The following is a 12,406-nucleotide window of genomic DNA, read 5'->3' on the forward strand; positions in this document are numbered from 1 at the left end:
AGATCCGAGGAGCGTGTAGCGATCTGACGCGCGCCTGCCAGTCCTGGATGCTGCCCTGTTCGTCATTTGGTGCGGGTATCAGCCCCGGACGGTCGTCGGACGCTATGCCGGGAGGAGCGCGTAGCGATCTGATGCGCCCACCGGCTCCCCGTGCTGCTCTGGTGGGCATGCGGGTGCGGGTGGCCGGGCCCCCGGCCCGGGGTCAGGCCATCGGCGGGCCCGGATCCCGGAGCAGGCCGACGCCCGGCCCCTCGTCTCGTCACTGAGGGACCCGTCCCTCCGACTCTTGCCCCGTGACCGTTCTTTTGGGGGGTTCCCGGCAGTCCTTGTCTTTCCGGGGCGGGACGGCCTGTCAAGGGTGGCCGAAGGCCATCGCGAAGCGACGCGACGAAGGAGCGCCCTTGACGGGCCGGCACGAACCGGAAGGACGATGGGACTGACGGGAAACCCCCAAACCCTCCCCGACCCGGCCCCGCCGGCACCCCGCCCCCGCACCCCCGCCCCCGCGCCCCTACCGTCGTCGCGCGCGCCACAGGAGGTACGCCGCCGTGGTGGCGGCCGCTGTGCGGGCCAGGGTGGGCCAGAGGGAACGGAAGGCCGGGCCGAGCTGGTCGGAGGGGAGCGGGGTGCCCCAGTGGCCGGAGGCGCGGCCCCAGAGCCAGAGCATGGCCAGGGCGAAGACCGAGGCGGGCAGGCCGAGGAGTACCCACTTGCGCTCGCGGGGTCCGAGCACGCGCGAGGCGTACGCCACCAGCGCGCCGGCGCCGAGCAGCGGCCAGTACGCGGTGAGCGCCCCCGCGAGGAGCAGTACCGCCGCCAGCAGGAGGAACGCGTGGGGGCGGGGCCTCGGTTCCCCCTCCGGGGCGGCGGCCTTCTTCTTCCGGCGCCGGTCGCGCAGGAACCGTACGAGGCCCCCCGCCGCCACGCCCGGGCCTGCGGCGGAGTCCGGCTCGGCCCCCGCCCCCTCCCCCTCCCTCTCCGCGTCCTCGTCCCCCCGCTCCCGGAAGTGGTCCGGGAACTCGATGCCGCCCGCGAAGCCCTCCACCTGCGGCCCCGCACCCAGCGCGCCCGGGGACAGGCTCCACCAGTCGGGTTCGGCTTCGGCGGAGGAGCCGAGTTCGTCGAGGCCGGCCAGGTGCGGCGGGACGTTCCGCGGGACGTTCTGCGGCCCGCGCTGCGCCGGAACCGCGGCCGGAGCGGCGGGAGCCCCCGGAGCCCCCGGAACCGCCGGTGGCGCGGACCGGGTGGAGGTCACCCCGTCCAGGACCTCCTCCGGCGTGCCGATCCGGTCCAGGATGCCGCGTACGGCCGCCGGGGTGTCCGGTTCGTATCGGGCGCGCCGGCGGTCGATCTCGTCCCGCAGCCCCGCGACCAGCCGCATCCGGTCTCCGGACGACAGCTGTCGGCGCTGCGCCAAGTCCCCGACGCGGCTCAGGTATTCGTAGACCAGATGGTCGCTCTCGATCCCCACGCCCCCGACGGTAGCGCGTGCGTCCGTGGAGCGGCCGACGGCTCAGCGGATACCGTTGGCCGGATGGGGACCGGACGGCGGTCCGGCCGGCGTGACCAGGAGGCGACCAACGTGCCCGAGGCAAGTACCGCTGCGGCGAACGCCCCGCGCTCCCTCGCCGAGGCGCTCCGCGCCCGCGACGACGTGGCGCTCGCCGCCCTGCTGCACGCCCGCCCCGACCTGCTGAACCCGGTGCCCGGCGACGTCACCCAGCTGGCCACCCGCGCCGGCACCCGCGCCTCCGTGGTGCGCGCCCTGGACCGTCTGGACCGGTTCGCGCTGCAGACGGCGGAGGCCCTCGCGGTCGCCCCGGATCCGTGCCCGTACCCGGTGCTGGAGTCGCTGCTGACCGGGACCGGCGGCGAGGACACCGAGGCCCGCGACGCGCTCCCCCGGGCTCTGGGGACCCTGCGCGACCAGGCTCTGGTGTGGGGGGACGAGAACCGGCTGCGGCTGGTCCGCACCGCCCGGGAGCTGCTCGCCCCGTCGGCGCAGCGGCCCTCGCCGACGGGGCTGGGGCCGACCGCGGCGGAGGCGGTGGCGGGGATGTCGCCGACCCGGATCCAGGAGATCGTGGCGGCGGCCGGGCTGCCCGCGACGCACGACCCGGTGTCCGCGGTGTCCGCGCTGACCGGGCTGTTCACCGACCCGGAGCGGATGTCGGCGCTGCTGGACGAGGCTCCGGCGGAGGCGCACCAGGTGCTGGGGCGGCTGGTGTGGGGGCCGCCGTACGGGGAGGTGACCCCGAATCCGACGCCGCCGGTGCGCTGGCTGCGCGACCGGGGACTGTTGCTGCCGGCTTCGCCGCGGACGGTCGTACTGCCCCGGGAGGTCGCGCTGCACCTGCGGGGCGGGCTCGCGCACCGGCGGACGGCTCCGCTCCCGCCGCCGGTGGGCGTGCACCGGGAGCACCGTCCACAGCTTGTGGACGCGAACGCGGCGGGGCAGGCGCTGGCGGCGCTGTCGACCGTCGAGGAGCTGGTGAAGTCCTGGGAGCACGCCGGACCGCTGGTGCTGCGGGCGGGCGGGCTGGCCGTACGGGACCTGAAGCGGACGGCGGCCGCGCTGGACACCACCGAGAGCGCGGCGGCGTTCTGGATCGAACTGGCCTACGCGGCGGGGCTGCTGGCCACCGACGGCGAGGCCGACGAGCGGTACGCGCCCACGCCCGCGTTCGACGGCTGGCGCGAGCTGCCGCCCGCCGAGCGGTGGGCGGCGCTGGCCCGGGCCTGGCTGCCGGCCACCCGCACGCCGGGGCTGGTCGGGGAGCAGGACGCCAAGGGGCGCACCCTGTCGGCGCTCGGCCCCGACCTGGACCGTTCGGCGGCGCCGGAGGTGCGCCGCCGGGTCCTGGAGCTGATCGGGGAGCTGCCCGAGGGCGGGGTGCCGGACCCGGAGGCGGTCCTGGAGCGGCTCGCGTGGGAGCGTCCGGCGCGCGGTACGGGCGATCTGCGGGCCCGGCTCGCGCGGTGGACGCTGCACGAGGCCGAGGTGCTGGGGGTCACCGGGCGGGGTGCGCTCAGCGTGTTCGGCCGCGCGCTGCTGGAACACCGTGATGCGGCGGGGCCGCTGGCGCCGCTGCTGCCGGAGCCGGTGGACCACGTGCTGTTGCAGGCGGACTTGACGGCGGTGGCTCCCGGTCCGCTGCTGCGGCCGCTGGCGGAGATGCTGGCCGTGCTCGCGGACGTGGAGTCCAAGGGCGGGGCGACGGTGTACCGGTTCACGCCCGGTTCGGTGCGGCGGGCGCTGGACGCCGGGCAGACGGCCTCGGACCTGCACGCCTTCCTCACCGAGCACAGCCGTACGCCGGTGCCGCAGCCGCTGGCGTACCTGATCGACGACGTGGCGCGGCGGCACGGGCACCTGCGGGTCGGGGCGGCGTCCTCGTACGTGCGGTGCGACGACGACGCGATGCTGGGGGAGATCCTCGCGGACAAGCGGTCGGCGTCGCTGGGGCTGCGGCGTCTCGCTCCGACGGTGCTGGCGGCGCAGGCGGATCCGGCGGCGCTGCTCGACGGGCTGCGGGCGATGGGGTACGCGCCGGCGGCGGAGTCCCGTACCGGTGACGTGCTGGTGTCGCGGGCCGACGCGCACCGCACCCCGGCGCGTTCGGCGCCGGTGCCGGTGCCGGACGGGCCGCCGGTGCCGGACGCGACGCTGCTGGGGGCGGCGGTACGGGCGATCCGCGCGGGCGATCTGGCGGCGACGGCGGTCCGCAAGGAGCCGGCGGCCGCCTCCTCGGGCGCTCCGGGGGAACTGCCGCGCACGAGCGCGGCGGAGACCCTGGCCACGGTGCAGGCGGCGGCGCTGACGGGGTCGGCGGTGTGGATCGGGTACGTGAACGCCGACGGCGCGGCGAGCCAGCGGGTCATCGCCCCGGTGCGGGTGGAGGGCGGCTTCGTCACGGGCTACGACCACACGGCGGACGAGGTCCGCACGTACGCCCTGCACCGCATCACGGGGGTGGCGGAGCTGGCGGAGGACCAGGTCTAGACGCGGCCGGCGGGAAAACCGCTGGCCGGGGCGGGGGCCGACCGGCACTCTGGCGCCATGCCCGAAGCACTGCCCGAAGCGGGATCCCCGTCCGCACCGGGAGCCGCCTCCCCGCCCGCACCCGCACAGGGATGCGCGTCCCCGGCCCCGTCGCCCGCCCCGTCGCCCGTCCCCCGGTACCAGGTCCGCGCCGCCCACACCGGTGCCACCGTCACCGTCTACCAGGCCTACGCCCCGCGGCTCGGCGTGCCCGCGGCCCGCGACGGGCGCTTCCCGCCCGCGTGGAAGCGGGAGCGGATGACGTGGATCAAGCCGTCGTTCCTGTGGATGATGTACCGCTGCGGCTGGGCCACGAAGGCCGACCAGGAGACCGTCCTGGCGGTGGAAATCACCCGCGAGGGCTTCGACCGGGCGCTCTCCCGCGCCTGCCTGTCGCACTACGTGCCCGGCGTCCACCTGGACCGCGAGGCGTGGCGGGCGTCCCTGGCCGGCTCCCCGGCCCGGGTGCAGTGGGACCCGGAGCGGGACCTGCACCTGAACGCACTGCCCCACCGGTCCCTGCAACTGGGCCTGTCCGGATGGGCTTCGCGGGCGTACGCCGACGAGTGGACGGTGTCCATCCGCGACGTCACCCCGCTGGCCCGGGAGATCCACGCCCTGGTCCGCGCGGGCGACACCGGGGCCGCCCGCGCCCTGCTCCCGGCCGAGACGCCCTACCCGGCGGGCCCGCTGCCCCACCTGGGCGCGTAGCGGAGCCCCCGGGGCCCGCCGCGCCGCCCCCGGCTCACCGGGGCGCGTAGTCCACCAGCGCGGGGTCGAAGGGCCACGCCTCGCGCAGCCAGGCGCTCACCGCCCCGTGGACGCGGGCGTCCAGGCGGGCGCGGTCGGCCCGTACCCAGGAGCTGACGTGCACCCGCCGGGGATCCTCCTTGGCGGGGTAGACGTAGAGGCACCCGATGACCTCGTCCGTGCCCTCCAGCACGCTGTACGTGAACCCGCGCCGCTCCGCGAAGTCCCGCGCGTGCCGCTCCAGGTCGGCCAGGTTCGCCTCGGCGGACATCCCCTCGGGCGGCGGCCAGGCGCGGCCCTCGAAGCCGGGCGTGGCCCGGATGTGCGCGATGCTCCCGCTCCAGGCGGCGAGGTCCCGCGCGTTGTGCTCCGCCCCGAGCGGCTCCAGGCGGAAACCGTCGCAGGCGAGCGTGCGCGGCACGTCGAAGCCGTCGGGCACGAAGGACTGCCGGTCTTCATTCATGGACCGGACCGTACGCGGCACCGGTGGGCCGCGTCAGCGCGTTTTCCCGGCGGGACCCGGCGGGACCCCCCCACCCGGGGCGGGATACGGCAGACTGGAGGTTTGGCCGCCCGCGCCCGGGCGGCCGCCACCCCGCCGGAAAGGGACAGGCGTGAACGGGCCTCTCATCGTCCAGAGCGACAAAACCCTCCTTCTCGAGGTCGACCACGAGCTCGCCGGGGCCGCGCGGCGCGCCATCGCCCCCTTCGCGGAGCTGGAGCGGGCGCCCGAGCACATCCACACCTACCGGATCACCCCGCTCGGGCTGTGGAACGCCCGGGCCGCCGGGCACGACGCCGAGCAGGTCGTCGACGCGCTCGTCGAGTACTCCCGCTATCCCGTCCCGCACGCGCTGCTGGTCGACGTCGCCGAAACCATGGCCCGCTACGGGCGCCTGACCCTGTCCAAGCACCCCGTCCACGGGCTGGTGCTGACCAGCACCGACCGGCCCGTGCTGGAGGAGATCCTGCGCTCGAAGCGGATCGCCCCGCTGGTCGGGGCGCGGCTCGACGCCGACACGGTGGCCGTGCACCCGTCGGAGCGCGGGCAGATCAAGCAGACGCTGCTGAAGCTGGGCTGGCCGGCCGAGGACCTCGCCGGGTACGTGGACGGCGAGGCGCACCCGATCGACCTGGAGGAGAACGGCTGGGCGCTGCGCCCGTACCAGGCGCAGGCCGTCGAGGGGTTCTGGCACGGCGGGTCCGGGGTGGTCGTCCTGCCGTGCGGCGCGGGCAAGACGCTGGTCGGTGCCGGTGCGATGGCGAAGGCGAAGGCGACGACGCTGATCCTGGTCACCAACACCGTCTCGGCGCGGCAGTGGAAGCACGAGCTGGTGCGGCGCACCTCGCTGACGGAGGAGGAGATCGGCGAGTACTCCGGTACGCGCAAGGAGATCCGGCCCGTCACGATCGCCACGTACCAGGTGCTGACGACCAAGCGGAAGGGCGTCTACCCGCACCTGGAGCTGTTCGACTCCCGGGACTGGGGACTGATCCTCTACGACGAGGTGCACCTGCTGCCGGCGCCGGTGTTCAAGTTCACCGCCGACCTCCAGGCGCGCCGGCGGCTCGGTCTGACGGCCACTCTGGTGCGGGAGGACGGGCGGGAGTCCGACGTGTTCTCGCTGATCGGGCCGAAGCGGTTCGACGCGCCGTGGAAGGAGATCGAGGCGCAGGGCTACATCGCGCCGGCCGACTGCGTCGAGGTCCGCGTCAATCTGACCGAGTCCGAGCGGCTCGCGTACGCGACCGCCGAGACGGAGGAGAAGTACCGCTTCTGCGCGACGACCGCGACGAAGCGGAAGGTCACCGAGGCGCTGGTGCGCAAGCACCGGGGCGAGCAGACGCTGGTCATCGGGCAGTACATCGACCAGCTCGACGAGCTCGGCGAGCACCTGGACGCGCCCGTCATCAAGGGCGAGACCTCCAACGCGCAGCGGGAGAAGCTCTTCAACGCCTTCCGCGAGGGCGAGATCAGCGTGCTGGTCGTCTCCAAGGTCGCGAACTTCTCGATCGACCTGCCGGAGGCCACCGTCGCCATCCAGGTGTCCGGCACCTTCGGTTCCCGTCAGGAGGAGGCGCAGCGCCTGGGCCGGGTGCTGCGGCCGAAGGCGGACGGGCACGAGGCGCGGTTCTACTCGGTCGTCGCGCGCGACACGATCGACCAGGACTTCGCCGCGCACCGCCAGCGCTTCCTGGCGGAACAGGGCTACGCCTACCGGATCATGGACGCGGACGAGCTGCTGGCGAGCGACTGACCCGGTCCTCCGGAGCCGGGCGCGGGGCGGGGATCCGGCCCCGCGCCGGGCGGTGGCGGGTGCGGCGGCAGGCCGCGCCCGCCAGGGCGGTGAGGGCCGGGACGGCCCACACCCACAGGTGCGGCCACTCCCGCAGCAGGGCCCGGCCGGTCAGCGGGACGTGGTGGGCCCAGAAGTCGGCGGAGGCCTCCGGGAGCACCAGCAGCCCGAGCAGGGCGGTGCCGGCGAGACCCGCCAGGGCGGTCATGGCGGCCCGGACGCGCCGGGTCAGCAGCAGGTACGGGATGAAGAGCGCCGGGGTCAGGGTGATCCCGGCGGCGGTGCCCAGGGCGAAACCCTTGCCGAGGGCGGTGCGCGGCCGGCCGAGGTCCCAGACGGCGAGGCAGGCGAGCGCCAGGTTGATCTGGGCGGGCAGCGGGCTCTGGAACAGGGGCTCCAGCCACAGCCCGGCGATGGTGGCGGCCAGGACGGGTCCCCGCCGGGCCCGTACCGAGGCGAGCCGGCAGGACAACAGGACCAGCAGGGCGAGCAGGCCGGCGTTCCCGAGGACGAGGACGGCCTTGAGCACACCCGCCGGCAGCCAGGCGGCGGGCGTGAAGAGGATCGCGGCGAACGGCGGATAGGCGCTGGGCGGATGCCACTCGTCGGCGGAGAAGCCACTGAGGACGGCGTCGGCGACGGGGACGCGCAGGGCGATGCACAGGACGCCCAGCGCGAGCAGCGGGCCTGTGACCAGCACACCTGCGAGCGGTGAGGAAGAGGAAGCGGAATCGGGGCTGCGGGTCACGCGCGTGACCCTAGTGGATCAACGTGCGGTTGCCACCGGGTTCAGGCCAAAGCCCGCGTATCCGTCAGCGGCGTATGACGCCCGCGTCGTGGGCGTACTCACCGAGGACGGCGACGCTCACGGCGGCGGCGGCGAAGACCTTGGCGGCGCGCAGTACATCGCCGACGCGGTGGCGGGGACGGGGGCCGGAGGCGGCGGTGGCGCCTCCGGCCCCGGGCCCGCCCTGGACCGGGACAAAGGTTGCGGTGCTCATGTGTCCATGGTGCTTCTCCGCCCCTCCCCGCACATCGCCCTCGGGATGGAATCTCCAGCTCTCCCGGCTCCTCCTCGCGGCCCATGGCATCCCCTAGTGGCTCTGCCGGAGGTCTGACACTCCCCGGTATGACACCCGTACGGAGGTCCCACCCCCTCCGGGCTTCCGGCCCGGATATCCATTCGCGCCGCCCCGCCCGGCTGACTACACTCTCCGCTCTTGCCGCCTCCCGCCGCCGCACCGGGGAGAGCCGCCTTCCGGACGGAAACCGGGGGCTTCCGTACCGCACAGACCAGCAGCTGGAGGCCCTTCCGTGTCCGCGCACGCCCCCGACACCACCGCCCCCGACACCACCGGTCCCCTCGGCCGGGAACGGGCCCACCTGGCCGCCTCCCGCTCCGCGCTGCGCGCCATGCGCGAGGATGTCGAGGCCCTCGACATCCGCGACGTCACCGCGAACTGGGTCAACGCCATCGTCCTCCAGGCCCAGATCGACGACCGCATCAAGGCCCTCGCCGACCTCGCCCACACCCCGCTGTTCTTCGGGCGCCTCGACTACCTGCACGCCCCGGGCGCGGAGCTCGCCGAGGGCGCCGGGGGCGAGCAGTTCTACATCGGCCGCCGCCACGTCCACGACGCCGAGGGCGACCCGATGGTGATCGACTGGCGGGCGCCGGTCTCCCAGCCCTTCTACCGCGCGTCCAAGGCCGACCCCCAGGACGTCGTGCTGCGCCGCCGCTTCGGCTACACCGGCGGCGAACTGACCGCGTACGAGGACGAGCACCTCAGCGACCCCGCCGAGTCCCCGGCCGTCAGCAAGCTGCTCCAGCAGGAGATCGAGCGGCCCCGCGTGGGCCCCATGCGCGACATCGTCGCCACGATCCAGCCCGAACAGGACGAGATCGTCCGCTCGGGGCTCTCCGGCTCGGTCTGCGTCCAGGGCGGCCCCGGCACCGGGAAGACGGCCGTCGGCCTGCACCGGGTCGCGTACCTCCTCTACGCGCACCGCGAGCGCCTGGCCCGCACCGGCACGCTCGTCATCGGGCCGAACCGTTCCTTCCTGCACTACATCGAGCAGGTCCTGCCGGCGCTGGGCGAGCTGGAGGTCAAGCAGGCCACCGTCGACGACCTCGTCGCCCGCGACGGCCTGGAGGTACGCGGCACCGACTCCGCCGCCACGGCGGTGGTCAAGGGCGACGCCCGGATGGCGGAGGTCCTGCGCCGTGCCGTCCGCTCGCACGTCACCCCGCCCACCGAGCCCCTGATGGTGGTCCGCGGTTCGCGCCGCTGGCGGGTGCCCGCGTACGAGCTGGAGGAGATCGTGACCGAGCTCCAGGACCGCGACATCCGCTACGGCGCCGCCCGCGACGCGCTGCCGCAGCGGATCGCGCACGCGGTCCTCGTCCGCATGGAGCAGGCGGGCGAGGCGCCGGACGACCGGGTGCAGGACGCGGTGGCCCGCAACGCGGCCGTGAAGGCCGCGGTCAAGGCGGTCTGGCCGGCGGTCGAGCCGGCGAAGCTGGTCCTGCGCCTGCTGTCGGACGCGGACTTCCTGGCCCTGCACGCCGAGGGCGTCCTCACGGCCGACGAACAGAAGCTGCTGCTGTGGCCGAAGCCCTTCCGGAGCGTGAAGTCGGCGAAGTGGTCGGCGGCGGACCTGGTGCTGATCGACGAGGCGGCGGACCTGGTGGAACGGACGCCCTCGCTCGGCCACGTCGTCCTCGACGAGGCGCAGGACCTGTCCCCGATGCAGTACCGGGCGGTCGGCCGCCGCTGTACGACGGGCTCGGCGACGGTACTGGGCGACCTCGCGCAGGGCACCACCCCGTGGGCGACGCGCAGCTGGGAGGAGGCGCTGACGCACCTGGGCAAGCCGGAAGCGGTGCTGGAGGAACTGACGGCGGGCTTCCGCGTGCCGCGCGAGGTGATCGCGTACGCGTCACGGCTGCTGCCCTCGATCTCGCCGGGGCTGGCCCCGGTCTCCTCGGTCCGCGAGACGCCGGGCTCCCTGAAGGTGACCCCGTCCACCGACCTGACGGCGGACGTCATCGCCGCCTGCCGCGCCTCCCTCGCGCACGAGGGCTCGATCGGCCTGATCGCGGCCGACGCCCGGATCCCGGTACTGGCGGAGGCCCTCGCGGCGGCGGGCCTGCCGTACCTCTCCCCGGGCGAGGAGACCACGGCGGAGTCCCGCCTCACCCTGGTCCCGGCGTCGCTGGCGAAGGGCCTGGAGTACGACTACGTGGTCCTGGACGAGCCGGCGGCGATCGTCGACGGCGAGCCGGACGAACGGACCGGGCTGCGCCGGCTGTACGTGTGCCTCACCCGGGCCGTGTCCGGCCTCACGGCGGTCCACGCCACGACGCTGCCGCTGCCCCTGACCTGACGCGCGGCGCGGCCCCTCCTGGGGGCTCCGCCCCCAGCCCCCCGCGCCTCAAACGCCGGCGAGGCTGGATGTGCCGGCAGCACACCGGCCCGGGCAAAAACCCGACCAGGCGGGCGGCCGGACAACGGACGCAAGGGGGCGGGGACGGGGTGGGGTGTCGTCCGGGGCTAAAACGAGATGAATTCGGCGCGCGATACCTCGTACAACCAACACCCGGAACAGGCGCCGAACATCGAAGCCCGCCCCGGACGGCACCCCACCCCCGCCCCCACCCCCCCCCCCCCCCAAACCCCCCCCCCCCCCCCCCCCCCCCCCCCCACCCCGGCACCGACCCCGACCCACCCGAAGCCACCCCACCGCACCCCGCCCGGCAGGGCACCCGCTCGGCAGGGCAACCCGCCCGCCCCCGAACCGCCCGGCCAGGGCAACGGCTACCCCACCGCCTCCCGCCACTCCGCCACCGCCGCCGCCGAGACCGGCCGCTCCCACCCGGAGGGCCGCGCCGCGCCGCCGATGTGGAACGCGTCGATGCCCGCCTCCCGCAGCACCGGCACGTGCGCCAGCGTGAGGCCGCCGCCGACCAGCAGCCGCGGCCCGTACCCCGGCTCTCCGCGCCGCCCCGCCGCCGCCTCCGCCACCAGCACCGGCAGCCCGTCCGCGACCCCGGCCGCCGACCCCGCCGTCAGGTAGGTGTCCAGGCCCGGCAGCTCCGCGAGGGCCTTCCGCAGGCCGTCCCGGTCCGCCGCGCGGTCGATCGCCCGGTGGAACGTCCACCGGCAGCCGTCCAGCTCCGCCAGCACGGCCTCGACCGCGTCGAGGTCGGGGCTGCCGTCCGGGTGCAGGAAGCCGAGGACGAACTCCTCCGCGCCCTCCGCCCGCAGCCCCCGCACGGTCTCCACCAGCACGGAGACGTCGCCCGCCGCGAACCCGTCCGCCGTGCGGAGCATCACGCGCAGCGGGATGTCGACCGCCGCCCTGATCGCCGCGAAGGCCTCGCGCGTCGGGCTGAGCCCGTCGGCGGCCATGTCGGTGACCAGTTCGAGGCGGTCCGCCCCACCTGCCCTGGCGGCGACCGCGTCCTCCACGTCGAGGGCGATCACCTCCAGGAGCGCACGGTTGCTCATGTGATCCCCATCCTTATGCCCATATGGAAAATAGGTCTAGTCCAATATCCAGGGTACGGGCCCCACCCGCGCTCCACCAGCACAATCGCGCCAGCCCACAATGTCCGCATGGAAACCCCCGACACCGACCGCCCCGGCACCGACCGCCTCCGCGCCCGCTGGGCGGCCACCGCCACCGCCGCCGGCGCCACCCGCGACCCCGCCCCCTACGCCGACCGACTCCTCACCGCCTGGGCGGAACCGCAGCGCCGGTACCACACCACCGCCCACCTGGCCGACGTCCTCGCCCGGCTCGACGTACTCGCCGGGCACGCCGACGACACCGCCGCCGTCGAACTCGCCGCCTGGTTCCACGACGCCGTCTACCGCCCCGACCGCTCCGAGAACGAGGAGCGCAGCGCCGCCCTCGCCGAACGCGCCCTCCCCGAGCTGGGCGTCGACGCGGCCCGCACCGCCGAGGTCGCCCGGCTGGTGCGGCTCACCGTCACCCACGACCCCGCCCCCGGCGACACCAACGGCGAGGCCCTCTGCGACGCCGACCTCGGCGTCCTCGCCGGCGACCCCGCCGCCTACGCCGCCTACGCCGCCGCCGTCCGCGCCGAGTACGGCTTCGTCCCCGACGAGGCCTTCCGCACCGGCCGCGCCGCCGTCCTGCGCGGCCTGCTCGCCCTGCCGCGCCTCTTCCGCACCCCGTACGGCGCCGCCCACTGGGAGGGCCCGGCACGCCGCAACCTGGAAGCCGAGCTGGCCTCGCTGACCTGACATACGGAACATCACCCGGGAATGCCTCCCGCTTCGCGGCGGTT

General features: G+C 75.3%; 10 protein-coding genes. 5 read left to right on the top strand and 5 right to left on the bottom strand.

The window, feature by feature from the left end; genetic code table 11:
• Window positions 1-511: 511 nt before the first annotated feature.
• Window positions 512-1,471, bottom strand: a complete 960-nt coding sequence (locus ACFY7H_RS26000; RefSeq protein WP_388942289.1) for a hypothetical protein — start codon at window positions 1,469-1,471, stop codon at window positions 512-514.
• Window positions 1,472-1,534: 63 nt separating this feature from the next.
• Between ACFY7H_RS26000 and ACFY7H_RS26005 the strand changes: the two genes are divergently transcribed.
• Both ACFY7H_RS26005 and ACFY7H_RS26010 read left to right on the top strand, forming a co-directional pair.
• Entirely contained in the window at window positions 1,535-4,003 is a 2,469-nt protein-coding gene (locus ACFY7H_RS26005) for a helicase-associated domain-containing protein (protein ID WP_388942291.1), read from the top strand.
• Between the two features lie 57 nt (window positions 4,004-4,060).
• Window positions 4,061-4,753, top strand: a complete 693-nt coding sequence (locus tag ACFY7H_RS26010; protein WP_388942293.1) for a DUF4291 domain-containing protein — start codon at window positions 4,061-4,063, stop codon at window positions 4,751-4,753.
• Between the two features lie 34 nt (window positions 4,754-4,787).
• Here ACFY7H_RS26010 and ACFY7H_RS26015 read toward each other — a convergent pair whose 3' ends face one another.
• The gene (locus ACFY7H_RS26015) at window positions 4,788-5,255 is read right to left on the bottom strand and encodes an N-acetyltransferase (RefSeq protein WP_388942295.1); all 468 of its coding nucleotides are present in this window, start codon (window positions 5,253-5,255) and stop codon (window positions 4,788-4,790) included.
• Window positions 5,256-5,406: 151 nt separating this feature from the next.
• On the opposite strand from ACFY7H_RS26015, the gene ACFY7H_RS26020 reads away from it, so the two are divergent.
• Complete coding sequence (locus tag ACFY7H_RS26020; RefSeq protein ID WP_388942299.1) at window positions 5,407-7,050, top strand: DNA repair helicase XPB; 1,644 nt, start codon at window positions 5,407-5,409, stop codon at window positions 7,048-7,050.
• Here ACFY7H_RS26020 and ACFY7H_RS26025 read toward each other — a convergent pair.
• Window positions 7,016-7,837, bottom strand: a complete 822-nt coding sequence (locus ACFY7H_RS26025; protein WP_388942302.1) for a glycosyltransferase family 87 protein — start codon at window positions 7,835-7,837, stop codon at window positions 7,016-7,018. The two genes, ACFY7H_RS26020 and ACFY7H_RS26025, sit on opposite strands and share 35 nt — an antisense overlap.
• 64 nt (window positions 7,838-7,901) lie before the next feature.
• On the bottom strand, window positions 7,902-8,090 hold the full coding sequence (locus tag ACFY7H_RS26030) for a hypothetical protein (protein ID WP_388942305.1): 189 nt from the start codon (window positions 8,088-8,090) through the stop codon (window positions 7,902-7,904).
• Window positions 8,091-8,502: 412 nt separating this feature from the next.
• Here ACFY7H_RS26030 and ACFY7H_RS26035 point away from each other — a divergent pair, with 412 nt between their 5' ends.
• The gene (locus ACFY7H_RS26035) at window positions 8,503-10,476 is read left to right on the top strand and encodes a HelD family protein (protein ID WP_388942566.1); all 1,974 of its coding nucleotides are present in this window, start codon (window positions 8,503-8,505) and stop codon (window positions 10,474-10,476) included.
• Window positions 10,477-10,907: 431 nt separating this feature from the next.
• Here ACFY7H_RS26035 and ACFY7H_RS26040 read toward each other — a convergent pair whose 3' ends face one another.
• A complete protein-coding gene (locus tag ACFY7H_RS26040; protein WP_388942308.1) occupies window positions 10,908-11,600 on the bottom strand; it encodes a copper homeostasis protein CutC in 693 nt (230 codons plus the stop codon).
• A gap of 108 nt (window positions 11,601-11,708) precedes the next feature.
• On the opposite strand from ACFY7H_RS26040, the gene ACFY7H_RS26045 reads away from it, so the two are divergent.
• Entirely contained in the window at window positions 11,709-12,362 is a 654-nt protein-coding gene (locus ACFY7H_RS26045; RefSeq protein WP_388942311.1) for a hypothetical protein, read from the top strand.
• The last annotated feature ends 44 nt before the right edge of the window (window positions 12,363-12,406 follow it).

Source organism: Streptomyces sp. NPDC012794 (assembly GCF_042901085.1).
Taxonomy (GTDB): domain Bacteria; phylum Actinomycetota; class Actinomycetes; order Streptomycetales; family Streptomycetaceae; genus Streptomyces.